At 71.8% G+C, this 26,746-nt stretch carries 25 protein-coding genes; 12 read left to right on the top strand and 13 right to left on the bottom strand.

Going from position 1 to position 26,746, the window contains the following annotated elements; all coding sequences use genetic code 11:
- Positions 1–116: 116 nt before the first annotated feature.
- The gene (locus AB4Y83_RS07605) at positions 117–530 is read right to left on the bottom strand and encodes a LysM peptidoglycan-binding domain-containing protein (RefSeq protein WP_442275511.1); all 414 of its coding nucleotides are present in this window, start codon (positions 528–530) and stop codon (positions 117–119) included.
- Between the two features lie 228 nt (positions 531–758).
- On the opposite strand from AB4Y83_RS07605, the gene lexA reads away from it, so the two are divergent.
- Together lexA and AB4Y83_RS07615 are read left to right on the top strand one after the other, a co-directional pair.
- Positions 759–1,484, top strand: coding sequence for a transcriptional repressor LexA (gene lexA / locus AB4Y83_RS07610; RefSeq protein WP_256795411.1), 726 nt, complete (start codon positions 759–761; stop codon positions 1,482–1,484).
- A 109-nt stretch (positions 1,485–1,593) separates the two neighbouring features.
- Positions 1,594–2,529 carry a hypothetical protein gene (locus AB4Y83_RS07615; protein WP_442296473.1) on the top strand — a complete coding sequence of 312 codons (936 nt, stop codon included), beginning with the start codon at positions 1,594–1,596 and terminating at the stop codon, positions 2,527–2,529.
- 3 nt (positions 2,530–2,532) lie between these two features.
- Here AB4Y83_RS07615 and AB4Y83_RS07620 read toward each other — a convergent pair whose 3' ends face one another.
- Positions 2,533–3,576, bottom strand: a complete 1,044-nt coding sequence (locus tag AB4Y83_RS07620; protein WP_442296474.1) for a phosphotransferase — start codon at positions 3,574–3,576, stop codon at positions 2,533–2,535.
- Complete coding sequence (locus AB4Y83_RS07625; protein ID WP_442296475.1) at positions 3,560–4,522, bottom strand: Sir2 family NAD-dependent protein deacetylase; 963 nt, start codon at positions 4,520–4,522, stop codon at positions 3,560–3,562. Before AB4Y83_RS07625 ends, AB4Y83_RS07620 begins: the two co-directional genes overlap by 17 nt.
- An 84-nt stretch (positions 4,523–4,606) precedes the next feature.
- Between AB4Y83_RS07625 and AB4Y83_RS07630 the strand changes: the two genes are divergently transcribed.
- From AB4Y83_RS07630 to AB4Y83_RS07655, 6 genes are all read left to right on the top strand, one after another.
- Positions 4,607–5,554 (top strand): LysR family transcriptional regulator, encoded by a 948-nt coding sequence (locus AB4Y83_RS07630; protein ID WP_442296476.1) that lies wholly within the window; start codon positions 4,607–4,609, stop codon positions 5,552–5,554.
- A gap of 66 nt (positions 5,555–5,620) precedes the next feature.
- Positions 5,621–6,202 (top strand): peroxidase-related enzyme, encoded by a 582-nt coding sequence (locus tag AB4Y83_RS07635; protein ID WP_442296477.1) that lies wholly within the window; start codon positions 5,621–5,623, stop codon positions 6,200–6,202.
- The gene (locus tag AB4Y83_RS07640; RefSeq protein WP_442275517.1) at positions 6,199–7,722 is read left to right on the top strand and encodes a gamma-glutamyltransferase; all 1,524 of its coding nucleotides are present in this window, start codon (positions 6,199–6,201) and stop codon (positions 7,720–7,722) included. Before AB4Y83_RS07635 ends, AB4Y83_RS07640 begins: the two co-directional genes overlap by 4 nt.
- A 463-nt stretch (positions 7,723–8,185) precedes the next feature.
- The gene (locus AB4Y83_RS07645) at positions 8,186–9,511 is read left to right on the top strand and encodes a class I SAM-dependent methyltransferase (protein ID WP_442296478.1); all 1,326 of its coding nucleotides are present in this window, start codon (positions 8,186–8,188) and stop codon (positions 9,509–9,511) included.
- A gap of 5 nt (positions 9,512–9,516) precedes the next feature.
- The gene (locus tag AB4Y83_RS07650; RefSeq protein ID WP_442296479.1) at positions 9,517–10,392 is read left to right on the top strand and encodes a DUF1295 domain-containing protein; all 876 of its coding nucleotides are present in this window, start codon (positions 9,517–9,519) and stop codon (positions 10,390–10,392) included.
- Positions 10,393–10,401: 9 nt separating this feature from the next.
- Positions 10,402–10,881 (top strand): cupin domain-containing protein, encoded by a 480-nt coding sequence (locus AB4Y83_RS07655; RefSeq protein WP_442296480.1) that lies wholly within the window; start codon positions 10,402–10,404, stop codon positions 10,879–10,881.
- Between the two features lie 7 nt (positions 10,882–10,888).
- Here the strand turns inward: AB4Y83_RS07655 and AB4Y83_RS07660 are convergent, their stop codons facing one another.
- Both AB4Y83_RS07660 and AB4Y83_RS07665 read right to left on the bottom strand, forming a co-directional pair.
- Complete coding sequence (locus tag AB4Y83_RS07660; protein ID WP_442275521.1) at positions 10,889–13,429, bottom strand: ComEC/Rec2 family competence protein; 2,541 nt, start codon at positions 13,427–13,429, stop codon at positions 10,889–10,891.
- Entirely contained in the window at positions 13,426–14,493 is a 1,068-nt protein-coding gene (locus AB4Y83_RS07665) for a helix-hairpin-helix domain-containing protein (RefSeq protein ID WP_442275522.1), read from the bottom strand. The genes AB4Y83_RS07660 and AB4Y83_RS07665 overlap by 4 nt, the downstream gene beginning before the upstream one ends.
- A gap of 155 nt (positions 14,494–14,648) precedes the next feature.
- Between AB4Y83_RS07665 and purU the strand changes: the two genes are divergently transcribed.
- Entirely contained in the window at positions 14,649–15,491 is an 843-nt protein-coding gene (gene purU / locus AB4Y83_RS07670; RefSeq protein ID WP_442296481.1) for a formyltetrahydrofolate deformylase, read from the top strand.
- Positions 15,492–15,599: 108 nt separating this feature from the next.
- Entirely contained in the window at positions 15,600–16,181 is a 582-nt protein-coding gene (locus AB4Y83_RS07675; protein ID WP_442296482.1) for a tetratricopeptide repeat protein, read from the top strand.
- Between the two features lie 235 nt (positions 16,182–16,416).
- Here AB4Y83_RS07675 and plsY read toward each other — a convergent pair whose 3' ends face one another.
- From plsY to AB4Y83_RS07700, 5 genes are all read right to left on the bottom strand, one after another.
- Positions 16,417–17,019 carry a glycerol-3-phosphate 1-O-acyltransferase PlsY gene (gene plsY, locus AB4Y83_RS07680; protein ID WP_442275524.1) on the bottom strand — a complete coding sequence of 201 codons (603 nt, stop codon included), beginning with the start codon at positions 17,017–17,019 and terminating at the stop codon, positions 16,417–16,419.
- Positions 17,016–17,912, bottom strand: coding sequence for a DegV family protein (locus tag AB4Y83_RS07685; RefSeq protein ID WP_442275525.1), 897 nt, complete (start codon positions 17,910–17,912; stop codon positions 17,016–17,018). The genes plsY and AB4Y83_RS07685 overlap by 4 nt, the downstream gene beginning before the upstream one ends.
- Positions 17,913–17,945: 33 nt before the next feature.
- Positions 17,946–20,885 (bottom strand): leucine--tRNA ligase, encoded by a 2,940-nt coding sequence (leuS, locus tag AB4Y83_RS07690; protein ID WP_442296483.1) that lies wholly within the window; start codon positions 20,883–20,885, stop codon positions 17,946–17,948.
- A 283-nt stretch (positions 20,886–21,168) separates the two neighbouring features.
- Positions 21,169–22,101: a hypothetical protein gene (locus tag AB4Y83_RS07695; protein ID WP_442296484.1), complete on the bottom strand. Its 933-nt coding sequence runs from the start codon at positions 22,099–22,101 to the stop codon at positions 21,169–21,171.
- 141 nt (positions 22,102–22,242) lie between these two features.
- Complete coding sequence (locus AB4Y83_RS07700; RefSeq protein ID WP_442275528.1) at positions 22,243–22,890, bottom strand: lysoplasmalogenase; 648 nt, start codon at positions 22,888–22,890, stop codon at positions 22,243–22,245.
- A 110-nt stretch (positions 22,891–23,000) separates the two neighbouring features.
- On the opposite strand from AB4Y83_RS07700, the gene AB4Y83_RS07705 reads away from it, so the two are divergent.
- Both AB4Y83_RS07705 and AB4Y83_RS07710 read left to right on the top strand, forming a co-directional pair.
- Positions 23,001–23,375 (top strand): thioesterase family protein, encoded by a 375-nt coding sequence (locus tag AB4Y83_RS07705; protein ID WP_056827198.1) that lies wholly within the window; start codon positions 23,001–23,003, stop codon positions 23,373–23,375.
- 40 nt (positions 23,376–23,415) lie between these two features.
- A complete protein-coding gene (locus AB4Y83_RS07710; RefSeq protein WP_442275529.1) occupies positions 23,416–24,312 on the top strand; it encodes a hypothetical protein in 897 nt (298 codons plus the stop codon).
- 7 nt (positions 24,313–24,319) lie between these two features.
- Here AB4Y83_RS07710 and AB4Y83_RS07715 read toward each other — a convergent pair whose 3' ends face one another.
- The 3 genes from AB4Y83_RS07715 to AB4Y83_RS07725 all read right to left on the bottom strand — a co-directional run bounded on the left by AB4Y83_RS07715 (position 24,320) and on the right by AB4Y83_RS07725 (position 26,730).
- On the bottom strand, positions 24,320–24,649 hold the full coding sequence (locus tag AB4Y83_RS07715; protein ID WP_442275530.1) for a 2TM domain-containing protein: 330 nt from the start codon (positions 24,647–24,649) through the stop codon (positions 24,320–24,322).
- Positions 24,650–24,789: 140 nt separating this feature from the next.
- Positions 24,790–25,401 carry a YgjV family protein gene (locus tag AB4Y83_RS07720; RefSeq protein WP_056776015.1) on the bottom strand — a complete coding sequence of 204 codons (612 nt, stop codon included), beginning with the start codon at positions 25,399–25,401 and terminating at the stop codon, positions 24,790–24,792.
- A 90-nt stretch (positions 25,402–25,491) separates the two neighbouring features.
- Positions 25,492–26,730: a hypothetical protein gene (locus AB4Y83_RS07725; protein ID WP_442275531.1), complete on the bottom strand. Its 1,239-nt coding sequence runs from the start codon at positions 26,728–26,730 to the stop codon at positions 25,492–25,494.
- Positions 26,731–26,746 lie beyond the last annotated feature (16 nt).

A 26,746-nucleotide genomic window follows, 5' to 3' on the forward strand; every position in this document is an offset into this window, starting at 1 on the left:
GAAGCGCCGCTACCGCCAGCCGCTGAAGGTGGAGCCAACGCGGCGGATCGGAAGGGCCGGGACGGGCGCAGCCGGACACACGGCATACGTCCTCGGCCGGCCCAGGAGGCCCCGGGTCAGCGACCCGGGACGACGAGCTGCTGGCCGGCGTGGACCGAGCTGGTGCTGAGCGCGTTGGCGATCTGCAACTCGACGACACCCTCGGCCGTGGTGAGCTCAGGCAGCTCGCGGGCGGCGATGCCCGACAGGGTCTGGCCGGACCGGACCGTGATCGTGCGCGGCTCGCCCGTGGCCGACGCGAGCTGACCGGCGAGTCCGACGCCGAGGAGGGAGACGACGCCCGCGACGAGGAGCGTCACGACGAGGCGACCGAAACGCGTCAGGCGCATCGGCGGCCTCGCGGCACGCGCCGCACGAGCGGCCTCCGGCCCGGTGGGGACGAGGACGAGACGGGGCCGACCGGTCGGCTGCGACCGCGCGGGCTCCTCGGTGTGCGGCTGACGAACGGCCTCGAGGACGATGGCGCTCATGGTGACCTCCCCTTGCTCCTGATCTGGCGAACACGTGTTCGATAGAACGTCTGTACGAGTTGTAGCACGTATGTTCGATGAAGTCGAGACACGCATCGAACAGGTGTTTGGCAACTGTGTTCGAACTGCGTAGTCTTTCCTCACACCACAGACCTCACCAGCCACCACTGACACTGGCCCCACACCCAGCGTCACGACGCGGACTGACGAGCCGACGAAGGGGACACCATGGGCGTGACCGAGCTTCCCGATCGCGAGACCGGCGACGGTCTCACCGTCCGCCAGCGGCGGGTGCTCGAGGTCATCCGCAACTCCGTCGACCGGCGCGGCTACCCGCCGAGCATGCGCGAGATCGGCGACGCCGTCGGCCTCGCCAGCCCTTCGAGCGTCTCCCACCAGCTCAACGCCCTCGTCGCCAAGGGCTACCTGCGACGCGACCCGAACCGGCCGCGGGCCCTCGAGGTCGTCTCTCCCGACGCGAAGGCCGAGGAGCTCGGCTACCGCGGAGGCGACCCGACCGTGCCACGTCCACGGGGCGACCACTACGACACCGAGACCGACTCGGGCGACGCGCGCCCCGAGGCCTCCTATGTCCCGGTGCTCGGCCAGATCGCCGCCGGCGTGCCGATCACGGCCGAGGAGGTCGTCGAGGACGTCTTCCCGCTGCCCAAGCAGCTCGTGGGCGAGGGCGATCTCTTCCTACTCAAGGTCACCGGCGACTCGATGGTCGAGGCCGCCATCTGCGACGGCGACTGGGTCGTCGTGCGCCAGCAGCAGCACGCCGAGAACGGCGACGTCGTGGCCGCGATGCTCGACAACGAGGCGACGGTCAAGACGTTCAAGCGCACCGACGGGCACGTGTGGCTCATGCCGCACAACCCTGACTTCTCGCCCATCGACGGCGACCACGCGACGATCCTCGGCAAGGTCACGGCGGTCCTGCGCCGGCTCTGACGACGCGCCGCTCCCCCACCCGACGACGGATGCCGTCGGCGCCCCTCGCGCCGGCGGCATCGTCGCGTCCGGGAGGCGTATCGGACGCGACGGCGCGAGACTCTGACTCGTGAGTCCTGCGAAGGAGACCGCCATGGCACCCGGCCGCACCCGCGACGTCGTCTTCACCTACCGCTACCTGCGCGGCGCAATGATCGCCCTGCTCCTCATGCTGCTCCTCTCGGTGGGCTACCAGTGGTGGTGGGAGACCGACCACTCGTGCTGGCTCGGCTCGATCAGCGCGTACTACTACACGCCGGCGCGGACCGTCTTCGTCGGCTCGCTGTGCGCGCTCGGGGCCAGCCTCATCGCCTACAAGGGGCACTCGCCCGAGGAGGACGTGCTGCTCAACTTCTCGGGCTTCATGGCCTTCGTCGTCGCCATGGTCCCGACGGTGCCGGACGGGCGGTGCGGGCCGAACGCGTACACCCAGACCCCGGCCGAGATCGCCGCGGCCGTGCGCAACAACATCTGGTCTCTCGTCGTCGTCGCCGTCCTCGCGGCCCTCGTGGCCGCCTGGCTCAAGCGCGGCGCGATGACGCGCGCCCCGTCCGACCGGCCTACGGTGCGCTCGATGGTCGTCTCGGCCGTCTGCGGTCTGGTGCTGCTCGCGGAGCTCACCCTCTTCCTCGTGCTGCGCGACCGGTTCATCGCGCTGAGCCACGGCATCGCCGCGGGCACCATGGTGGCCGGGGTGATCGCCGTCATGGTCTTCAGCGCCCTGCGCGCCGAGGAGCGCCACCAAGGCACCACCGGTGGCACCGGCGCGAGCGGAACGCTCTACAAGCGCATCTACATCGCGATCGCGGTCGCCCTGGCCTTCGCCCTGGGGGCGACGGTGCTGACGGCCCTGACGGTGCGCGGCTTCGACCACCTGATCCTCATCGCCGAGGTCATCATCATCGTGCTCTTCGCCGCCTACTGGGGCGTGCAGACCAAGGAGCTGTGGGACCTGCGCGAGGCCGATGGCGCCGAGGCGCGTTCGGCTCGGTCCGTGGCCGAATAGCCTTCAGGACAGCGGCGGTTCGTCACCGAGAGCACCGAGCCACCACGTGCCGGCGTCGCCGTGCTCGACCGCCTCCTCCGGCGTCAGGGTCGCGGTGACCCGGAGCCACGACTCGGCGCGCCCGAGCCGCCCGAGCCGCAGCGCGGACGGCAGGGCCGAGCGCAGTGCAGCGACCGGGACGACGTCGCCCCAGACCTCGAGCGCGGCGTCCGCCACCCGCCTCAGCCGAGGGTCGTCCGGGGTGGCGCCGAAGCGGTGGAGCAGCACGTTGAGCGGGACGAAGAGCGCGGACAGCGGGTGGGCGAGCACGGCGTCACCGAAGTCGAAGAAGCGCATCCCGTGCGCCGTCGCGAAGACGTTGCTGGCGTGGAGGTCGTTGTGCACGAGGCTCTCCCGCAGGCCGAGACTCCCCACGTCGTCGGCCCACGCCGTGACCGCCGGCAGCAGCGCACGCAACCGGTGCGCGACGTCGTCGGCCATGCGGCGCGGGTCGTCCGGGGCCAGGGCCGTCAGGGACGCGACCCTCGCCTCGACGTAGGCCGCCGACTCGGCCGGAGGCAGGGCCGTGATGCCCGCGCCGAGGAGGTCCGCCTCGTGGCCGACGAGCTCGCGCTGGAGGTGCATCGCCTCGGCGGCGACCCGGCACCAGGCGTCGACGTCGTCGTCCGCGACCGTCAGGGCGAAGACCGGTCCTTGGTCGGGCACGAGGTGCAGGCCGCGCTCGACGTCGGCCGCGACGACCGGGACGACCCGGTGCGGCGACAGGCGGTCGAGCACGACGAGCAGGGCCGCTTCGAACGACTGGTGCGCGCAGTTCTGCTTGGCCCAGTAGGTGGCGCCGTCGGATGTGACACCGCGCCACACCGTCGACCAGGGGCGTTGGTGCACCGCGTCGAGCGACACGAGGTCGATGCCGAGACCGCCCAGGACTCCACCGACCCACTCGCGCAGCTCGGCCTCGAACGCGCCGGACGTCCAGCGGACGGACGAGCCGTCCCCGGACTCCGGGAGGGCGGCATACCAAGGCAGTTCAGTGCCCGAGGGCATCGCGCAGCTCCGTCAGCGTCGGGCCGAGAGGCGCGTGGAGGCGCAGCGTCGCCTCGGCGTCGCCGCGCGTCGCCGACCGCGTGACGATCGCGACGGGCACGTCGCGCTGGTGCGCGCGACGGACGAAGCGGTAGCCGCTCATGACCGACAGCGACGACCCGAGCACGAGGACGGCGCCGGCACCCTCGACGAGCGAGAAGCACTGCTCCACGAGCGCCTTGGGCACCGACTCACCGAAGAAGACGACGTCGGGCTTGACGGTGTCGTGGCCGCAGACGAGGCAGCGCGGGGCGTGGAAGGACTCGACGAGCGCGTCGGCGAGCACGACGTCACCGTCGGGCCGCACCTGCTCACCCCACTGCGAGCCCACCACGTGCGCCGCCTCCTCGAAGCGGTCCATGAAGCCGGGGTTGGCCTCGGTCATCCTCTCGTGCAGACCGATTCGCGAGGTGTACTCGCCGCACGTGAGACAGACAGCACGGTCGAGGGACCCGTGCAGCTCGATGACGTCCGTCGCCCCCGCAGCCTGGTGCAGGCCGTCGACGTTCTGGGTGATGATCGGCCCGACGTAGCCCGCACGTTGCAGGTCGGTGACGACGCGGTGCCCCTCGTTGGGGGCGGCGGCGTTGAAGCGCTGCCAGCCGATGTAGCTGCGGGCCCAGTAACGCCGACGGGCCTCGCTCGACCCCGCGAACTCGCCGTACGTCATCGGCTCGACCCGACGGGTCCCGTCGGGCCCGCGATAGTCGGGGATGCCCGACTCGGTCGAGAGCCCCGCACCGGAGAGCACGACGACGCCGCCGCCACTGACGAGGTCGACGAGGTCGTCGAAGGTGCCGAGGTCGTGCGTCTGGAGCGGCAGGGTGCGCGAGGTGGAGAGCCGGGTCGTCGCCGGGGTGACCGCGGCGGCCGTCGACTGCGGGGGTATGCCGTTCGGCTGCTGCACCCGGCAAGCCTACGTGCCGCTCCGGCACCATTCTCGACCGATCGGCTACAGCAGGATTCCATAATCATCGGTTATGATGAGCACATGATCGATGCTGCCGGCCTGCGGGTCATGAAGGCCATTGCCGACGAGGGAAGCTTCACGAGCGCTGCCAACGCGCTGGGCTTCACGCAACCGGCCATCTCGCAGATGGTCCGCCGGCTCGAGCAGCGCACCGGGACCGTCCTCGTCGAGCGCTACGGCCGCCAGGTCCGCCTCACCGAGGCCGGTCAGGTACTCGCCCGACACGCGGTCGGCGTCCTCGCCGCCCTCGACGCGGCCGAGGAGGAGATCACCGCGATCGCCGGCCTGCGCGCCGGACGGGTTCGCCTCCAGGCCTTCCCCAGCTCGTCTGCCACGCTGGTGCCCCGGACGCTCGCCATCCTCAAGGCCCGCCACCCCGACATCACCGTCACCTTCACCGAGGCCGAGCCGCCGGAGTCGCTCGCGGCCCTGCGCAACGGCGACTGCGACGTCGCGGTCGCCTTCGCCTACGAGGGTGRCGACCTCGGTGAGCTCGAGGAGGACCTCTCGCTCCTCGTGACCCGCCGGCTCATGGACGACGAGGTGCGTCTCGTCGTCCCCGGCACACACCCGCACGCCGGCGACGCGGCCGCCTCCCTCGCCGACTTCTCGGGCGAGGAGTGGATCGCCGGCTGCCCCCGCTGTCGCGGCCACCTCCTGTCGCTCGCCGACACCGCCGGCTTCCGGCCCAACGTGGCGTTCGAGACCGAGGACTACGTCGCCCAGCTCGGGCTCGTCACGGCCGGGCTGGGCGTGGCCCTCGTGCCCGACCTCATCCTCAACGCCGCCAAGCACGACGAGGTCGCGACCCTGCCGCTCTCCCCCGCGTCGCGCCGCCAGATCCTCGCCGTGACGACTCCCGACCTGCAGCGCGTGCCTGCCGTCGCCGCTGCCCTCGACGCACTGTGCGAGGCCGCCGGCGCCGACCCGAAGGCCTCCACCGCCGAGCTCGTCGGCGCCAAGACCTGACGGGTGGCTCGCCGCGCGAGGGCGCGCCACGGGCGCTCGGCCCCCACGCGGCATACGGTGGGCCTCATGGGTGACCGCGAGCGCATCTCGTACCTGGCCGTGCCCGAGCGCGACGACGTCCCGGAGGGCGTGAGCCGCCTCTGGGACAAGGCACAGGAGACCGTCGGCTTCGTGCCCAACGTCTTCCGCGCCCAGGCGGTCAACGGCGAACAGTTCCTCGCGTGGTGGGGCTACTTCAACCTCCTCGTCAACAAGGAGGGGCACCTGAGCAACGCCGACCGCGAGCTGCTGGCCGTCGTCGTCAGCAGCGTCAACCGGTGCACGTACTGCGAGGTGAGCCACGGCGCAGCCCTCCGGGAGCACACCGGAGACCCCGTGACCGCCGACCTCGTCGCCTCGAACTGGCGGCAGGCAGGGCTTGCCCGCCGTGAGTATGCGATGGCCTCCTACGCCGAGAAGCTGACTCTCCATCCCGCCGAGGTCACCGAGGCCGACCTCGCCCCGCTGCGAGCCGTGGGACTCGACGACCACCAGGTGGTCGAGCTCGTCCAGGTCGTCGGGATGTTCAACCTCACCAACCGGGTGTCGACGGCGCTGGGGCTCGTGCCGAACTCGGAGTACCACTCGAGCGGCAGAGCGACCTCATGAGCCGGGTGGCGCTCGCCGCTCCGGGTCCGGCGGCCCTGCAGGCCGGGCTCGAGGTGGCAGCCGAGGGCGGTAACGCCGTCGATGCGGCCATCGCCGCGTCCCTGGCGGCCATGAGCACCGAGCCCGGGGTCGTCAGTCTGATGGGTGGCGCCTTCGTCAACGTGTGGCTCGCCGGCGACGACCCTGTCGTCATCGACGGCAACGTCGAGATGCCCGGCCGGGGACTGGACCGGTCGGCCTTCGGCCACGGCGTCCGGCAGGTCCCCACCGACTACGGCGGCGGGGTGACGATCGGTGCGGGACACGCTGCGGTCGCGAACTCCGGTGCCGTGCAGGCACTCTCAGCCGCCAGGGACCGCTTCGGGAAGGTGCCGTGGCGGCGGCTCGTGGAGCCGTCGGCCCGGACCTGTCGCGACGGGTACCGGGTCGGCGCGGCCGCCGCCCTCTACCTCGGCATCGTCCGCGACACGCTCTTCGGCCACGACCCCGAGGCCCACGCCCTCGTGACAGGAGCCGACGGCGGACCGCTCGAGCCGGGCGAGACCTCCCTCAACGTCGACCTCGCCGATATCTTGGACCTCCTTGCGGCACAAGGGGCCTCGCTCTTCACGACCGGCGCCGTCGGACGCGTTCTCGTCGAGGACATGGCCGCGAACGGTGGGTTGATCACGATGGCCGACCTCACGGCATACGAGGCCGTGGAGCGTGCACCCACGATGCGGACCGTCGGCTCCTGGCACATCGCCCTCAACCCGCCGCCCTCCGTGGGCGGCCCGATGCTCGCGGCCATGCTCGGCCAGCTGGCGCGGCACGAGGACTGGACGTGGGCCGAGGTCATCGAGATCCAGCGCCGGGTCCTCGCCTACCGCCTCTCCGTCCACGACAGGTCCCTCGACCTCGACGCCGACGGCCATGCCCTCCTCGAGGCGGTGGAGCGACACGGGCTGGCGGGGCTTCCCACCTCGGCCTCCACTGCTCACGTCTCCGCCGTGGACGAGGACGGGAACGCGTGTGCCATCACGATGTCGTGCGGATACGGCGCCGGCATGGTGATCCCCGGCACCGGCATCCTGCTCAACAACGCCCTGGGCGAGCCGGAGCTCAACCGGCTCGGCATCCACGCCGTGTCCCCCGGCACGCGGCTCGCCTCGAACATGGCCCCGACCACCGGCCGCAGCTCCTCGGGCACCGCGCTCGCCGTCGGCTCACCCGGGGCGGACCGGATCACGACGGCGCTCATGCAGGTGCTCGGACGCGGACTCCTTCGCGGCGACGACCTCCAGCACTCGATCGACGCCCCGCGCTTGCACGTGCGGTTCATGGACGATGGGTCCCCACGCGTCGAGCACGAGCCGTCGGACGACATCGCGGCCGCGATCGAGGCGAGCGGATTCCCGTCGCACCGCTTCCCAGGGCCGCACATGTACTTCGGTGGGGTGGGCGCAGCGGTGCTGGGTCCGGACGGGCTGGTAGCCGCCGGGGACGCGAGACGGGACGGGTCGGTGGGGGTCTCCTCCTGACCGGGTGCGGTCGCCATCGCCACCAAACTCGGTGCGGACGTGGGCGTGCCGTGCGATCCTCGTCGCACCCGGACGGTCGGARGGCCGACGGAGACTCGGGGGGCACGGCCATGCAGCGACGCCGACGAACCAGCTGGCTCCGCAGGCTGCCTCGCTGGGTGTCGTCGTCATGCAGGCGACCTATCGCACCTCGGCCCGCGAGTGGGGCGTCGTCGGGAAGCGACGGGCCTGCCGCCGGATCTCGTGACCGTGCGCCTCGGAGCTGCCGACACCCTCATCGGGTCGGCCGCCGTCGACACCACGGGCGCATGGTCCGTGCGCGTCCCCCGACGGCTCCTGGGGGCAGGCGCGGGACGCGAGGACGGGATCCGGGTATCTCCATGACGGTGCGCCGTGCCGCCCCATCCGTCGCGCGGCCGGCACCGAATCATCTTGAGTCGACCCCCAACGAGAGGCCACCCCGATGACCATGACCGACGACCGCCCCGACGCTCCCGCCCCCTCCGCGGCGTCCTCCCGACCGAACGGCATCGCCGCCCGGCTGGCGGCCGTCGTCGAGCCCCTCTTCGGCGGCCAGCTGCCCGTGCGCCTCAAGGCGTGGGACGGCACTGTCGCCGGACCCGCCGACGCCCCGACCGTCGTCCTGCGCGATCCCGCGGCGCTGCGCCGCCTCGTGCGCCACCCCGGCGAGCTCGGTCTCGCCCAGGCGTACGTCACGGGCGAGCTCGACGTCGAGGGTGACCTGCTCGACGGCTTCCGTCGCGTGTGGTCGACGGCCCGTACGCTCGCGGGCGGCCGTCCCTCGGCCGGCACCGTGGCTTCCGTCGCCACGAACGGCATCAGGACGGCGTTCGACCTCGGCGTCGTGGGGCTGCCGCCCGAGCCGCCCGCCTCGCAGGCCCGGCTCCGCGGGCGCCTGCACACCCAGACCCGCGACCGCAGCGCCATCGAGCACCACTACAACCTCTCCAACGAGTTCTACTCGCTCATCCTCGACCCGCACATGGCCTACTCGTGCGGCTACTGGACGAGCACCGAGCCCGGCTACACCGTCGAGGACTCGCAGCGCGACAAGCTCGACCTCGTGTGCCGCAAGCTCGGCATCGAGCCCGGCAGCCGGCACCTCGACATCGGCTGCGGCTGGGGCTCCCTCTCGCTGCACGCCGCCGAGACGTTCGGCGCCCACGTCGTCGGCGTGACGATCTCGAGCGAGCAGAAGGCCTTCATCGACGAGCGGATCCGCGAGCGCGGCCTGCAGGATCGCGTCGAGATCCGGCTCCAGGACTACCGCGAGGTGCCGGACGGCCCCTTCGACACCGTCTCCTCGATCGAGATGGGCGAGCACGTCGGGCAGAAGAACTACCCGGCGTTCACGGGGCAGATCCACCGCCTGCTGCGGCCGGGCGGTCGCGCGCTGATCCAGCAGATGTCGCGCACGACGCGCCCCGGCGGCGGTCCCTTCATCGAGGCCTTCATCGCGCCCGACATGCACATGCGTCCGGTCGGCGAGACGGTCGACCTCATCGAGCAGGCCGGTCTCGAGGTCCGCGACGTGCACGCCTTGCGCGAGCACTACGTGTGGACCGTCAAGGCCTGGTACGACACGTTCGAGGCCAACTGGGACCAGGTCGTGGCCATGGTCGGCGAGGAGGTCGGCCGTGTCTGGCGTCTCTACCTCGTCGGCGGCGCGCTCGCCTTCGAGGAGGGCCGCATGGGCGTCGACCAGATCCTCGCCGTGAAGCCGACGGCCGACGGCCGCAGCGGTATGCCGCCCGTCCGGGCCTGGTGACCACCGTGACGTCAGTCTGGACGTCCGTCGCTCCCGTCGTGGCTCCGGCGGCCGACGCCGCCGGCTTCGACGGCGGCGCCTTCGGGCGCACGCTGCTGTTCACGGCGCTCGCCGTCGTGGTCGTTCTCGGCATCACGTTCGCCGTGGCGCTGCGCGTCGGCAAGCAGGCCGTCATCGACGTGACCTGGGGGCTCGGGTTCGCGGCCATCGCCCTCACGGCGTTCGTGACGAGCGGCGGCCACGGTGACGCGCTGCGGCGCTGGCTGGCGCTGGTGCTCACGGTCGTGTGGGGGCTTCGCCTGGCCGCGCACATCTTCAGCCGGTCACGGGGCAAGGGTGAGGACCCGCGCTACGAGGCGATGCTCAAGCGTGCCGACGGCAACCCGAACGCCTACGCGCTGCTGCACATCTACCTCCCGCAGGGCGTCATCATGTGGTTCGTCTCGCTGCCGGTCCAGATCGCGATGTTCGTCGAGGGTGGCATCGGCTGGGTGCTGTGGCTGGGCGTCGTCGTCTGGGCCATCGGCTTCTTCTTCGAGTCGGTCGGCGACCTGCAGCTGACACGCTTCCGCAACGACCCCGCCAACAAGGGCACGGTGCTCGACACCGGCCTCTGGCGCTACACGCGGCACCCGAACTACTTCGGCGACGCGAGCGTCTGGACCGGGCTGTTCCTCGTCGCGGCAAGCGCCTGGCCCGGCGTGCTGACGATCCTGTCGCCGGCCGTCATGGTGTGGAACCTCTACGGCGGCACAGGCAAGAAGCTGCTCGAGAAGGACATCGGCGACCGCCGCCCCGACTACGCCGACTACGTGCGCCGGACGAGCGGCTTCTTCCCGTGGCCGCCGAAGCCCGCAGACCCGTCGGTGAAGCACGGCTGAGCAGGCACCATGACCATCGGTGCTAGGGGCGGGATGATGGACGGCATGCGCCCGCCCCTCGCCGACGTCCTCGACCTCGAGCCGCACCCGGAGGGCGGGTGGTTCCGGCAGACGTGGTTCTCCCCCGACACCGTGACGCTTCCGGACGGTCGCGTGCGAGCGACCGCCACCCTCATCCACTTCCTCCTGCCCGCCGGCGAGTCCTCGGCCTGGCACCGGGTCGCCTCCGACGAGGTGTGGCTCGCCCACACCGGCTCGGTCGTGCTCGAGCTGGGCGGCACCGGAGCACAGCCGCCCTCCGAGGGTGGCGCCGACCCGGTCGTGCTCGGTCTCGACCTCATGGCGGGTCAGGTGGCTCAGGTGGTCGTCCCCGCGAACGTCTGGCAGCGCACCGTGCCGGGTGATGACGACGCGCTCGTCAGCTGCCTCGTGTCGCCCGGCTTCGACTTCGCCGACTTCGAGCTCGCGCCGGGGGCCGCGCACGACTGACGGGCCCTCACCCGGAAACCGCGCGGACCTCGTCCCCGTCTGTGACGACTGCGACGTCACCCTCGAGGTCGGTGCGATGCACGTGGAAACCCCTGTCCTGCAAGGCTTCCATCGTGGCGGGCGCAGGGTGGCCGTAGTCGTTGCCGGCGCCGACGCTGATGAGCGCGAGCCGTCCGTCGACGTGGTCGAGGATGCGGTCGTCGCGGTTGCTCGACCCGTGGTGGGCCACCTTGAGCACGTCGACGCGGCCCCAGCGCTGCGGGTCGAGCTGTGACTCGTGGAGCACCTGCCCGGCGGCCTCGCGCTCGATGTCACCTGCCAGCAGCACGGTGACGCCGTGGACGTGCATCGTCATCACGACCGAGCCGTTGTTGGGCACGGAGCCCGCGTCGATGCGGCGCGCGGGCCACCAGACGTCGGCAGTCACCGCCCCGACGGCAAGGCGCTCTCCGGCCCGCAGCTCGCCCAGAGGTATGCGTCGGGCGGCGGCGAGCCGGGCGACGCGGGCTGCCTCGGCGGGCGGGTCGAGCACGGGCGAGGCCCGGATCTCGGCGACCGGCCTCTCGAGCACCGCGGCCAGTCCGCCGACGTGGTCGGCGTGGTAGTGGGTCAGCACGACGAGGTCGACGGCCGTCGCGCCGATGCGCTCGAGGCAGGCCCGCATCGGCTCCGGGCCGGGACCGGTGTCCACGACGACGACGTGTCCGCCGCCGTTGTCGACGACGAGCCCGTCGCCCTGACCGACGTCGCAGGCGATGAGGGCCCATCCGGGTGGGGGCCAGGCGATCGGCGCGGTCGGCGCCGCGAAGCCCGTCGCGAGCACGACGACGGCGACGGCCACCGTGGGGCGGTGTCTCGTGCGGAACCACGCCCACGGCGCCCCGGCGACGACGCCGACGGTGAGGACGGCGAGCAGGATCGCCGCGCCGGCCGAGTCGCCCCAGGCGATGCTGCCGAAGGGCAGGTCGGCGCACCACCGCGCCACGGCAGCGATGGCCTGGGCCGGTAGCGCCGCGACCCACGCGAGCCCCGCCGCACCCGCGACCCAGACGACCGAGACGAGCGCGACGACGACGCCGACGACGGTCGTCGGCGCGACGAAGGGCGCAGCGAGGAGGTTGGCGAGCACGGCGACGACCGAGACACTCCCCTGCAGAGGCACGACGACCGGCGCACAGACGGCTTGCGCCGCGACCGGGATCGCGAGGACGGGACCCAAGGGCTTGAGGAGTCTCGGGAGCCCCCGGGAGATGACGCGCCCCCACGGCCGGGCGAGGACCAGCAGCCCGAGGGTGGCGATGCTCGACAGGGCGAAACCGTAGGAGCGGGACAGCCACGGGTCCCACACGAGCAGCACGACGATCGCACCGGCGAGCGCCGGGATGCCCGCCCGGCGCCGCGACGTCGAGAGTGCGAGCAGCCCGACGAGCCCCATGACGGCGGCGCGCACGACGCTGGGCTCGGGGCGGGCGAGGACGACGAAGCCGAGCAGGCCCAGCGCAGCCGCCGCCGGGCGCCAACGTCGCCGGACTCCGACCAGCCCGCAGAGCCACACCACCGCGGCGAGCACGAACGTGACGTTGCTGCCGGACACCGCGCTGAGGTGGCTGAGACCCGTCTCGAGCATCGCCGCGGTGAGGTCGGGGGGCGTCTGTGAGGTGTCGCCGACGACGAGCGCCGGGACGAGCCCGCGCGCGTCGGGCCAGAGGTCGGCGGTGGCGGCTCGGAAACGCCCACGCACCGCATCGGCCGCCGCGAAGACCCCACCGGCGGACCCGACGACCTCGACGGCGCCCTTGGGGGTCGCCACCGCGACGACGTCGTCGCCGGGCTCGGCCGGTCCGAGCCGCAGGACGGCCTCGACCTCGTCGTGCCACCGCAGTGTCGACCACTGCGTGCCTCGTCCGATGACGAGCACGGGAGCGGTCACCGTCGTGGTGCGACCTCGCCCCGCGACCTGGGTCACGTCGAGGCGCACGACGCTGACGACGGCGGCATCGGGACGGTCCGCCGCCCCGGCGCCGGTCCCGCCACCGACCGCTCGTGGCTCGGCGGCCACCGTGGCCCTCACCGTGACCACGGCTCGCTCGGCGGCCAGTCCCTCGACCGGACCTGCGGTCCGCACGGCCCGGTGGCCGACGCCGGCGCCGAGCAGGAGGGAGAGGACGGCGCAGACGGCTGCCACGCCGCGCAGAGCAGGCGGCCCGAACTCCATGGCACTCGCGCGCACGCCCCCACCGCGACGCGGCAGCCGCACGAGCCGCGGTAGGCACGCGGTGACCCCGCGCCCAGCCGCGGTGGCAGCAAGGACACCTCCCGCGATGGCGGCCAGGGCCACCGCGGCGACGAGCCAGATCGGGGCGAGGAGTCCCCAGAAAGCCAGGGCAGGCCACACCACCACCACGGGCACCAGGAGCCGCAGGTCGAGGCGCCGCGACGTGCGGGGCCGGACTCGCCGCACCGTCTCGCGCCCGGTCAGCACGACGAGCGATGGGCCCCGCGGCGCCTGCTCGCGCTCCCTCGGGGGGTCCGACGCCCGCGGCGTCACAGCGTCACTTTGGGGCGCAGCTGGGCCATGAGCTTGTCGCCGATGCCGCTCACCTCGCCGAGCTCGTCGACCGAGGTGAAGCGACCGTGCTCGGTGCGCCAGTCGATGATCCGCTGGGCGAGCACCGGCCCGACGCCGGGCAGCGTGTCGAGTGCTGCCGCGTCGGCCGCGTTGAGGCTCACCGGGCCGTTCGAGCCACCGGACGAGCCCGACGTGCCTGCGCCACCGGCGCCACCGGCGCCGCTGCTTCCCGCGCCCCCAGCCCCTCCGGCTCCCGGACCTACGGCCGGCGACTCCCCCGGCCTCGGCACCCGGATCTGCTCGCCGTCGACGACGAGCCGCGCGAGGTTGAGGGCCGCGACGTCCGCGCCCGTCCGGGTGCCCCCGGCTGCCGTGAGGGCATCGGCCACGCGGGCTCCGGGACGGAGCCGCACGAGGCCCGGACGCACGACCTGCCCGACGACGTGCACGACGAGCTCCGCGCCGGACGTCGGGCCACCCGACGGCGCACCCGACGCAGCGCCTGACACCGCGCCCGACACTGCGCCCGACACAGCGCCAGTCGACGGGTCCGTCGTCGCCCGGGCCGCTGCCGTCGCCGTCCCACCCACGACCTGGACCGATCTCGACGGTCCGGGCGCGACGTCCGGAGCGGAGGCCGAGCGTTCGGCCCACAGGACGCGCAACACGAAGACGCAACCGACGGCCACGACGAGGGCGAGCATCGAGACGACGGCCGCGCTGCTCACCCCGCGCCGCCCCGTGCGCAGCTCGTCCGGGACCGTGAGGACGCCCGGCCGCCGCGCCCGACGAAGGTCGGCGTCGAGCCGCTCCACCTCGTCGTCGTCCGTGGCCCTCTGGGTCAGCCTCCGCACTGCCGACGCCACCGGGTTCTCGCCGACGGCCGCGCCCGGAGCGCGAGGCACCCAGCCGCCGACCTCCTCGCCCTCCGCCGGAGCAGCGCGGGCACCGTCATCCCCCGGCCCGACACGACCGGTGTCCGCGCCGAGGATCCGGGCCACCCGCTCGAGGTCCGGCGGTCTCTGGGCGGGTCGGAACGGCATACCCCGACGCTAGGAAGCCCGCCGCCCACCCGCCCGCCCTCGGGCACCCGCTGGGGACAACCCGACCCGCACTGGAGGGGGTGTGGACGGCCACGGCCCGAGACGGCCCGCGCGTCGATTCACGCCCTCGTGTCCGGCTGGTCCAGACTGCTCCAATGGCTCGGCACATCATGACCCTCACCTGCGACGACCGACCCGGCATCGTGGCGGCCGTCTCCGCGGCGCTGCTCGCCGTCTCGGCCAACATCGTCGAGAACCAGCAGTACTCCGACGAGGACACCGACCTCTTCTTCATGCGCACCGTCTTCGACGCCGAGGCGCACGAGGTCGAGCAGGTCCTGGCCGCGATCCGTGAGAGCCCGGCCATCGCGCACCAACACCTCGCGGCCCGGCCCGAGGACGAGCACTGCCGCACCGTCATCCTCGTCAGCAAGTTCGACCACTGCCTGCTCGACCTGCTCTACCGCTGGAAGTCCGGCGACCTGCCCATCGACATCGTCGGGGTCGTCAGCAACCACGAGGACTGCCGCGGGCTCGTCGAGTACTACGGCCTGCCGTTCACCGTCATCCCCGTCACGAAGGACACCAAGGCCGACGCCGAGGCCGAGCTGCTCCGTCTCGTCGAGACCGAGGACGTCGGGCTCGTCGTGCTCGCGCGCTACATGCAGATCCTCAGCGACGGCCTGTGCCGCGCGCTCGAGGGCCGGGCCATCAACATCCACCACTCGTTCCTGCCGGGCTTCAAGGGCGCCAAGCCCTACCACCAGGCGCACGACCGGGGCGTCAAGCTCATCGGTGCCTCGGCCCACTACGTGACGGCCGACCTCGACGAGGGCCCGATCATCGAGCAGGACGTCGTCCGCGTCACGCATGCCGAGTCCCCCGAGAGGCTCGTCGCCATCGGCCGCGACGTCGAGCGTCGGGTGCTCTCGCGCGCGGTCCGCGACCACGCCGAGTCCCGCGTCTTCCTCTCGGGCCGCCGCACCATCGTCTTCTGAGCCGCCACCACAGCGTGCGTATGCCGTGTGCCCTCACAGGCTGACCGCGCTCTGTCGCGCTCGGCGCTCGACGCCGAGCGGGCGCCGTCCGGTCGGTAGCGTGCTCTCATGAGTGGGTCCGCGTTCGTCGTCGGTCAGCCGCACTTCGGTCGGTTCACCCGAACGCCGGAGGAGAACGAGGACGCCCTCGAGGCGGCCCGCACCGACCTCACGTCCGCCGTCGAGGCAGCGCCCGGCGACGGCGCGGGCAGCGCGGTGCTCGACGCCGCCGTCGACCTCGCCGAGGCGCTCACCATCGCCGGGCTGGAGCAGGAGGCCGTCGCGCTGGCTCGCCCGGCGGTCCACGTCGCCCGGGACACCGGCCGCGGCGAGACGCTGCGCTGGGCGCTCCTCGTGCTCGCGACGGCCGAGCACTACGCCGACGAGGTCTCCGCTGCCGAGGCGCACTTCCGTGAGGCGCTCGAGCTCGCTCGCACGTCAGGCGACCGGGTCCTCGAGCACTACACGCTGCACCACCTGGGTCGGTTCCTCGTCGACACGGGGCGCACCGACGAGGCCCTCACGTGCTTCGAGGCGTGCCTCGTGATCCGCGAGGAGCAGGGCGAGCTCCGGGCCGAGACGACCCGCGCCGCCCTCGCCGCCCTGACGGGCCCTGACCTCATGTCGAGCGAGAGGATCGAGTCGAAGTAGTCGTTCGCCGGCAGGCGCGGCAGCAGACCTAGCGCGGCGTGAGCGCCGAGCAGGCCCCCGGCACAGGTTGCCCGCCCAGTCGGGGGACGTGGACCCGGTTCCCGTCGACGTCGGGAGTGCCCGAGACGTCGCGGCCGGTCGTCAGCTCCCACTTCTTCGTCAGTCCCCGACCGTCGCCACGGAACGTCGACTCGCAGACTCGTGAGAAGCAGCGGTCGAAGTGGGACGAAGCCGCTCAGGGCAGGTGCCGCTGACGCCACCAGCCGACGACGTTGTTCTTGTGACGGGCCAGGACGAGCAGCCCGATCGCCATGAGCCACAAGCCGGTCCACACATCGCCAGGCGCGTGACCCGTCCAGATGAGGACGGCGACCGCGAGCATCGCGAGGGCGCCGAAGATCGATCCGGCCGCGACCCAGCGGGTCAGCGCGACGGCGACGGCGAAGACCACGACGACGATGAGTGCCACCCACGGGTGCACCCCGAGGATCGCCCCGAGCGTCGTCGCGACACCCTTGCCACCGCGTCCCTTGAGGAAGGGTGACCAGATGTGTCCGAGCACCGCGGCGATGCCGACGGCGTATGCCGCGTGGGCGCCGAAGAGGTGGCCGGCGACGAACGTCGGGACGAGACCCTTGAGGACGTCGAGCACGCCGACGACGACACCCCACTTGCGCCCGAGAACCCGGCCGGCGTTCGTCGCGCCCGGGTTGCCCGACCCGGACGAGGCGAGGTCGTGGCCGAGGAGGCGGGCGATCATCGTCGCCGGGTTGAGCGAGCCGACGAGGAAGGCGGCGACCACTCCTCCCGCCCAGGCGAGCACCGTGCCGACGTTCACGACCCGGAGACCTCGCTGGGTGACGGACGGTCCGGCAGCGGGTCGCCGGGACGTGGGCTGACGGCGATCGCGACGGTGCCGGGCCCCACGTGCGCGCCGACGACGGCGCCGAGCTCGACGACGAGCACGTCCGGAGAGCCCGGGACCATGGTGCGCAGCTCCGACGCGATCTGCTCGGCGCGGGCGCGTGCGTCGAGGTGGTGCACGGCGATGTCGACCGCGAGGCCTCCCTTCGCGACCTGCTCGACGACCATCGCCTCGATGCGGGCCACCGCACGCGCGGACGTGCGGACCTTCTCGACCGGCACGATGCGACCGCCACGGACGGCGAGGATCGGCTTGATGGCGAGGGCCGAGCCGAGGAGGGCCGACGCGGCACCGATGCGACCGCCACGCCGTAGGTGCTCGAGCGTGTCGACGTAGAAGAGGACGCCCGAGGGCTGGAGCCGCGAGCGCACGACGTCGAGGACGGCCGTCACGTGGGCGCCGCCGGCGGCCGCCTCGGCCGCTGCCACGACGGCGAACCCCATGGCCATGCCGATGGTCTCGCTGTCGACGACCTCGACCGCGACCGGGGCCTCGGCCGCCGCGAGCCGGGCTGCCTCGACCGTGCCCGACATCTGCGACGACAGGTGGATCGACACGATCGCGGTCGCCCCCTCGTCGGCGAGCCGTTGGTACGTCTCGGCGAACGCCTGCGGCGTCGGGCGCGACGTGGTGACGATGGTGTACTCGCGCAGGGCCGCCGCGACCCGCTCGGCCGAGATGTCCCGGCCCTCGACGTGGTCGCGGCCCCCGACGACGACGTGGAGCGGGACGACCTCGATGCCGTGCTCCTCGAGGACCCCACCGGGCAGGTAGGCCGTCGAGTCGGTGACGATCCTCGTGGTCACGTCCCGCTCCCTCCGTCGTCGGTCAGCAGCTCGTCACATCGGGACGACGTTGACGAGCTTGGGTGCCCGCACGATGACGGTACGGATGCCGCCCTCCGTCGCCGCCCTCACCTTGTCACGACCGAGCGCCAGCTCGCGCAGGTCGTCCTCGGAGATGTCGGGGCTCACCTCGACACGGTCGCGCACCTTGCCCTTGATCTGGATGACGCAGGTGACCTGCTCCTCGACGATCTTCGCGGGGTCGCTGACGGGGAACGCGGCATACGCCACCCCACCGTCGTGACCGAGGCGCTGCCACATCTCCTCCGCGATGTGCGGGGCCACGGGAGCGAGCATGAGCACCATCGTCTCGACCACCTCGCGCGGCGGGGCGTCGAGCTTCGTCACGGCGTTGTTCAGCTCGATGAGCTTGGCGATGGCCGTGTTGAAGCGCAGCCCCTCGAAGTCCTCGCGGACCCCGGCGATCGTCTGGTGCAGCTGAGTCGTCAGGGCCTGGTCGAGCGGCGCTTCGACGACCCGGACCTCGCCCGTCGACTCGTCGACGACGTTGCGCCACAGGCGCTGCAGGAACCGCTGGCTGCCGACGACGGCGCGGATCTCCCACGGCTTGCTCAGCTCGAGCGGGCCCATCGACATCTCGTAGACGCGGAAGGTGTCGGCGCCGTACGCGTCGTACATCTCGTCGGGGCTGACGGAGTTCTTCAGCGACTTGCCGATCTTGCCGTACTCGCGGAAGACCTGCTGCCCCTGCCACGTGAACGTCGGCTCGGCGCCGTGGCTGCCCGGGTGCTCCTCGACCTCGGACGCGGTGACGTACTGGCCGCGGCTGTCGGTGTAGGCGTACGCCTGGATGTAGCCCTGTGAGAAGTACTTCCGGAAGGGCTCCTCGCTGTGCACGTGGCCGAGGTCGAAGAGGACCTTGTGCCAGAAGCGGGCGTAGAGCAGGTGCAGCACGGCGTGCTCGACGCCGCCGACGTAGAGGTCGACGCCGCCGGGGTCGCGGGTGCCGGCCGGGGCGCCCTCCACCGGAGTGGCGTGGCGGCCCATCCAGTACGCCTCGTTGGCCGGGTCGACGAACGCCTCGTGGTTGGCCGGGTCGAGGTAGCGCAGGTAGTACCAGCACGAGCCGGCCCAGTTGGGCATGGTGTTCGTCTCACGGCGGAACGTGCGCGGGCCACGGCCGTCGCCGAGGTCCTGCTCGACCTCGACCCACTCGGGCACGCGCGACAGCGGCGGCTCGGGGCTGCTCTGCGAGTCGTCGGGGTCGAACGTCTTGGGGCTGTAGTCCGGCACGTCCGGGAGGGTCAGCGGCAGTTCGTCGTCGGGGACGGCATACGCCACCCCGTCCTCGTCGAACATGATGGGGAACGGCTCGCCCCAGTAGCGCTGGCGGCTGAAGAGCCAGTCGCGGATGCGGTAGCTGATCGTGCCCTCGCCGATGCCTTCGTCCTCGAGGAACGCGATGATGCGCGCCTTGGCCTCGGCGACGTGCAGGCCGTCGAGCGAGACGCGGTCGTTGGCGGAGTTGATCGCGATGCCGTCGCCGAGGAACGGCTCGTCGGCGGGGTGGCCCTCGGTGGGCTGGACGGTGCGGATGACCGGGATGTCGAACTTCTCGGCGAACTCCCAGTCGCGGGTGTCCTGCCCCGGCACAGCCATGATGGCGCCGGTGCCGTAGCCCATCAGCACGTAGTCGGCGACGAAGACCGGGATGCGCTCTCCCGTCAGGGGATTCGTGGCCCACGACCCGGTGAAGACACCGGTCTTGTCCTTGCCCTCGGTCTGACGCTCGACGTCACCCTTGCGAGACGCCGCGAGCTGGTATGCCGTCACGGCCTCCTTCGGGGTCGCCCGCGCGTCGGCGTCCGCACCCGTCCAGGCGTCCTCGGTGCCCTCGGGCCAGCCGCCGGCCGGCAGGAGCGCGTCGACGAGTGGGTGCTCCGGCGCGATGACCATGAAGGTCGCTCCGAAGATCGTGTCGGGGCGCGTCGTGAAGACGTCGATGCCGTCCGTCTCGCCCGTGCCGGTGACGACGGGGAAGGTGACGCGGGCGCCCTTGGACCGACCGATCCAGTTGCGCTGCATGAGCTTGACCTTCTCGGGCCAGTCGACACCATCGAGGTCGTCGGCGAGGCGGTCGGCGTACGCGGTGATGCGCATCTTCCACTGGCTGAGGTTGCGACGGAAGACGGGGTAGTTGCCGCGCTCGGAGCGCCCCTCGTTCGTGACCTCCTCGTTGGAGAGCACGGTGCCGAGGCCGGGGCACCAGTTGACCGGGGCGTCGTCGGTGTAGGCCAACCGGTGGCCCTCGAGGATCTTGGCGCGCTCGGTCGCGGACAGGTCGGCCCAGCCGCGACCGCCGGCGTCGACGACGGTGCGACGGCCGGACTCGAACTCCTCGACGAGCTCGCTGATGGGGCGCGCCTTGCCGCGGCCGCCGTCCTCGCGCACGGCGTCGGCGTCGTACCACGCGTCCCAGATCTGCAGGAAGATCCACTGCGTCCAGCGGTAGTAGTCGTCGTCGATCGTCGCGAAGGTGCGGCGATTGTCGAAGCCCAGCCCGAGGCGGCGCAGCTGGCGCTTCATGTTCGTCATGTTCTCCTCGGTGGTCTTCCGAGGGTGCTGCCCGGTCTGGACGGCGTACTGCTCAGCGGGCAGGCCGAACGCGTCGTAGCCGAGGGCGTGCAGGACGTTCTTGCCGAGCATCCGGTGGAAGCGGCTGTAGACGTCGGTCGCGATGTAGCCGAGCGGGTGGCCGACGTGCAGGCCGACGCCCGAGGGGTAGGGGAACATGTCGAGGACGACGAGCTTCTCGCCGCGCGCCGCGACCTTCTCGGGCTCGGCCCAGGGACCGGCGGGGTTGGGGGCGTTGAAGGTGCCCTCCTCCTCCCAGCGGTCCTGCCACGAGGTCTCGATCTGCTGCGCCATCGCCGCGGTGTACCGGAACGGGTTCTCGGATGTCTGCTCGCTCATGTCTTCTCTTTCGTCGCTGCTCGGCCTGGGCAAAAGAAAACCCCTCGCACAGGAGGGGAAGCCGCGTTGATGTCGGGAGTCCCGACCTTCGTCAACGCGGCTGCGGAAGGAGCAGCAGGCCAGCCATGCGCCCAAGGTTAGCGCAGCCCCACTCCCCCATCCCGCGGGCGCTCACCCGAGTGCGCCCCCACCACGCCGAGCGGCCCCGCACCCACCCGCCACACCATGGGTCGTCCCCCGACAACTCGAGTGAGCGCCCAGCCACAATCGAGTGAGCGCCCCGTCACCATCGCGGGCTCACGCCGTTCCGCATCCCTCGCTGGATCGCCACGTCGATCGCGTGCTGTGAGAAGAAGCGCGGGCTGACCTCGCTGAGCCGGAGCTCGTCGGCAGGAACCCTCAAACTCCAGGCCATCCTCTCCACGAGGGATCGCCATGCTTGATCATCACTGACGTCGGACTTCCAGATCTCCTGCACGGTCCAGCCATCCCGTTCGAACCCGCGGCGGCGATGCTTGTCGTGCTCACGTTGTTCGTCGGATGCGTGGAACTCCTCTCCTTGGTACTCACCGATGACCTTGACGGGCTTCTTGCCGGGTCGATGGATCTTCCAGACAAGGTCACCGAACCCCAGCAGACGACCGGAGCCGTCGGACGCGTGGACCGGCTCGTTCAACAGCGGCTCCGGCAGGCCGGCGCGCACAAACATGACCCGGACAACCGACTCCATCGGTGATGCCGAACCGAACCGGATGAGTCCCAGAGCCTCTTGGAGCGTGCGCTTGCCACGCGGACGTGTTCTCCGCCCGAGTGCAACGCGTAGGGGTTCGACAGCGCCGAGTCTCGTCGCGCAGGCATCCCCGAGGACGATGAGGTCATCGAGTCCGACAGGTCTCCCCCGCCCGACCAGCTCACCCATGTCGACCCAGGTGTCCGCAGGACAGACGACCTGCATGCCGTCGACCGTCACCATCTCGCGGGGGTGATGGAAGCGATGTCCGACGATCCCGTCGATTCGCGTCTGCGCGTGAGCGATCGGCCTGATGGCGTGCAAGCGCACGTCTTCCGCTATGGCATACGACAAGGGAAGACCGAGCAGCCGCGCCGCAGTCACGTGTGAGAACGCGCTGGAAGCTGGCAGCACGGGAAAGGCCGCCCTGCACTGAGCGAGGAGCGCCTCGTCGATGACGGGCTCTGGCACCTGAAGTCTGCGCACCCGTTCACTGTCGGCACCGAGCACCGACAGCGGAAGTGCGAGGACACGTCTGTGGAAGCCGAGCTCTGAAGGCAAAGAGGTGTGGACGAGCGCTCACTCGACTGGGAATGCGCGCTCACTCGAGTGTGGTGGGGGCCGGGGTCAGCGGTAGAGGGCTACGACGATGAGGGTCTGGGCGACGTGGTAGGTCACGATGACCGTGAGCGGCGCCCAGCGGCGCTCGTGGACGAAGCGGTCGTGCCCGAGCACGGTGTCCGAGACGACGAAGACGAGACACCCCAGGAGCAGCAGCCAGTCACCCGTGCCTGCCGCCACGAGCACGAGCACGAAGAGGACGAGCTGGTAGACGAACACCGGCCCCCTCTGCGGCCCGGAGTGGCGCACGATGTCCCGCCCGGCCTTCGCGTGGAGCACCGCCAGGAAGGGCACGGCCACGAGGACCGGCCACGGGAATCCCTCCGCCCGCACCGTCTCGAGGATGGCCCAGACGTAGGCGAGGTGGGCCACGAGGAAGGCCCCCAGGCCGACGAGGAAGCGGGTCTCCGTCGCGTGCAGCAGCGCGACGTCGCCGATGAGGCAGAACGTGAGCGCCACGATGACGGTCAGCAGCGGCGGTGAGCCCGGCACCCGTCCTTCCCAGTAGAGCGACCATGCCAGCCCCATGAGGAGCAGCACGACGAGCGGCTTGGTGATGCGCTCGACGAGGTGGTCGCCGCGCAGGACGGAGCCCCAGTTGATGAGCGCCGTCACCCCGAGCGCCACGCTGGTAACCCACAGATGGGTGGTCACGGACCCACATTCCCAGCCGCGGCTCAGGTTCGCCGCGCAGACACGCTGCGGACGTCCACCACCTGTCGAGACGAATCGGCGTACGTCCAGTTCTCTGCCAGACTCGTCCAATGCCCATGCGCAAGTTCCAGCACACGGTGACCGCCGACGACACGTCCGCCCAGGTCGGCAGCGGTGACCTCGACGTCCTCGCGACCCCGCGTCTGATCACGTGGTGCGAGAACGCCGCGTTCCAGGTCTGCAAGCAGAACATCGACGCCGACCACACGACCGTCGGCACCATGGTGAGGCTCGAGCACGTGAAGGGCAGCGCGGTCGGCTCCGAGATCACCGTGCTGTGCGCCGAGCCGATCAACGACGGACGCCGCCTCGTCTGCCACGTGACCGTCAAGGACTCCGACGGCGAGGAGATCGCCAAGGGCGAGTTCCACAGGGCCGTCGTCGACCCGGACCGCTTCATGAGCAAGTGCCAGCGGGTCCACTGACCCGCAGCCACCTCCCAGCCGCGGTTGCCACGATGACCGCGTGACGCTCGGACTGCTCGGTGCGCTCCTCGCAGCGCTCGCCTACGGCGGGGCCACCGTGCTCCAGGCCGTGGGCGTACGCCGCGTCTCCGCGCTGCCTCCCGGCACGACCCTGCGCGACCGGGTGCGGACCGGCTGGCCGTATGCCGTGGGCCTCGCCCTCGACGGCGTCGGTTTCCTCGCGTCGCTGGCCGCCTTGCGCACGCTGCCGCTCTTCCTCGTCGAGTCCGCGGTCGCCTCGTCGGTCGCCGTCACCGCGGTGCTCTCGGTCGTCGTGCTCGGCGTGCGTCTCGGGAGGGCCGAGGTGGTCGCGCTGCTCGTCGTCGTCGCCGGGCTCACCGGGCTCGCCCTGACCGCGGAAGCCGGACCGGCCGTGCGCCCCGGGCCCGGCGCGACCTGGTGGCTCCTCGCGGCAGCCGCTCTCGTCGCCCTGCTGTTGGTCGTCGGGACCGTCGACCACGACCGACGACGGGGGGCCGTCGTCCTCAGCGTCGGCGCGGGCCTCGGCTTCGGAGGCGTCGGCGTGGCGGCCCGACTGCTCGAGGTCCCCCCGTCGGCCTGGCAGCTCGCCACGGACGGAGGCGCCTGGGCCCTCGTCGCCCACGCCGTGCTGGCGACCGTCGCCTACGGTCTGGCCCTGGCCCGCGGCCGGGTCACGACCGTCGCGGCCCTGACGTTCGCCACCGAGACGGTCGTCCCCGCCCTCCTCGGGGTGCTCCTCCTCGGTGACCGCGTCGCGCCCGGGCAGGGTCCCGCCGCCGCGCTGGCCTTCGTCGCCACGCTCGGCGGCTGCATCGCCCTCGCCGGTCGCGCCGAGCCCCCGGGCCCCGCCCACCCGAACCCGGGCGACGACGCGAGAGGTCCGGCTGCCGTGCCCGACGTGTCCCGGCAGCGCTGACCTGCGGTCACCGACGCCGCAGGCGCTCCATCTCGGTCTCGATCTGTTCCTCGGTCGGCGCATCGACGACGTAGGCGTCCACGGCGTTCGCCACGACGCCGATGCCCCAGCCGGCGATCGGGAAGACCGGCCAGAAGAAGCCTGCCCCGGTCATGGCCCAGATCAGGACGAGCATCCCGTTGACGAGCACGTAGATGAGCAGATGGACGCGGAAGTCGGCCTTCTTCTTGAGCCTGCCGAGCGCTCTGCCGCGCAGATCGACCTCCGTGACAGCGCGGTCGATCGTCGGGTCGGGCGCGTCGTGGTGGGGTACGACCGGAAGCTGGTTCGCGGTCATGGTCGTCACCGCTCCTTCGCGGGCCGCCGCGCAGGAACTCTGCGCAGCTCCCTGCTTCCAGCGTAGGCCGGACCCGTGCGGCCGGCCGGCGAGCGTGCGGGACGTCACCGTCGCACACGCCCCACGGGGCTCACGAGCGGTCAGAGCACGTAGGCGTCGCCGTCGCGGTGGAAGCCCAGGCTCTCGTAGTACGGCTCGACCATGTCCGGCGGTGTCAGCACCCGCCGGAACCCGCGCCGTCGGAACGGCCCCTCGGGACCGAAGACGAACTCCCCCGGCGTGACGTCGCGGTGGCGCGGCGTCACCCAGTCGAGCAGCAGCTGCGCCGTGTGCTGGCCGGCGTCGCGCATCAGGACGACGCCGACCGTCTCGTCGCCGCGGAGCACGAGGTAGGACGGGTCCCCCGCGAACGGGTCGTGCACGAACGCCGGGTTGTAGCGCCGGATGTCACCCTCGTGCACCCGCAGCACGTGCCGCAGGTAGGTGTCGTCGCCGGCGACCTCGAGCACCTCGTAGACGCCGGAGTCGTGCTTCTCACGCGACATGCGCGCGAGGTAGTAGACGTTGATGCCGGCGAGCACGACGTTGAGCCCGACCATCGGCCAGACGTGGTTGACCGCGTTGTAGGCGATGAGGACGACGCAGCCGACGAGGTTGATGATCCTGAGCCGGCGCAGCTGCGTCTGCAGCAAAGACCAGACGAGGATCGCCGACCCGATCCAGCCGACGGCCTCGAGCCACCAGGTACCCATGGGCGCGACCCTAGCGCCCGGGGCGACCCGGCCGGCCGGGATTCGGGGTGGCCCGCGTCGCCCGGACGCGGACCACCCCGAAGCCGCCGCTCAGGCGTCGGGCGCGACGAACTGCGGCAGCGCCACCTCGAACCGGGAGTCGAGGGTGAGCGAGGGCAGGATCTGCCCCTGCTTCTGCGCGTCGGCCGCGACCGACGCGCCCCATGACGAGGCGCGCAGCCGCTGGTCGGGCGTGCCGTGGTGGCCTGCGCTGGTGAACGCGCAGTCACCCACCTGGTAGAAGGACTGCTCGGCCTCCAGGACGCGCCTGGTGTTGAGGGCGAGGCCCCGCTTGTGGGTGACGAAGTACGTCCCGAAGGCGTCGGCCATCAGCTCGGTGCGACGGGTCGCCTCCGGGCCGGTCAGCGGCGAGGCGAAGAGGTTCTTGTCGTACTGCACGTGGTGGCCGTACTCGTGACCGAGGACGGCGCGCGGCCCGACGTCGCCGACACCGATGGCGCCGAGCGCATCGAGCATCCCGTCACCGAAGACGAGCTTGTCCGGCAGCGAGGAGATGACCGGGTCGGGGTCGCCCACCCCGCTGAAGGCGAAGGCGTTGAGGGTGAAGATCGGGCTGGCTCCGCCGTCGAGGCCGGGGTCGGACGTGACGACGTCGACGACGATCGCCGCGAGCTTGGCCGCGTCGGCGTCGGAGACGCTGTAGAGCACACCGATCAGACGGGCGAGCCGGGCGGGGTCACGCATGACGTCGCCGTGCATCGCCATGAGCTGGATGTCCGTGCCGTCGGTGTCCCAGAACTTCTGGGCCGCCCGGAACGAGCTCGTCAGCTCGTTGCGCGAGTCCTTCGTCAGGGCGTAGGCCGGGTCGCCCGTCGACCCGAAGAGCAGGGCGTCGTAGGTCGGGAAGTCGAAGCCGCCGAGCAGTGAGAGCACGAACAGGCTCGACGGGTCGATGCGGGCCACGACCCCGTCGACGTACGCGTCGAGCCGGGTCGGCGCGCACTGGTAGTGCGTGGGGTCGATGGCGCGCCCCAAGGCGTCCTGGGCCGCAGACGGCTCGACACCGAACCTCTCGAGGGCGCTCGCCTCCCGGGCCCGCCAGTCGGCGGGCAGGTGCGCCCGTGCCGCGGCGAGCAGCGCGGACGCCCTCGGGTCGGTCGTCGTGCCCGAGACGTAGTCGTAGGTCTGGCCGTCGGCGGCGACGGACGCCGAGACGCTCCGGCTCTGGGCCTGGGCAGCGGGAGCCGCCGTGGCGACCGCCGACCCGGTGGCCCCCGAGATGGCCAGCGACGTGACGAGAGCGATCGTCCTGGTCGTGGTCCTGCGCACGTGAGAGCTCCTTCGT

The organism is Terrabacter sp. RAF57, from assembly GCF_052113925.1.
In the GTDB taxonomy this organism is placed as follows: domain Bacteria; phylum Actinomycetota; class Actinomycetes; order Actinomycetales; family Dermatophilaceae; genus Terrabacter.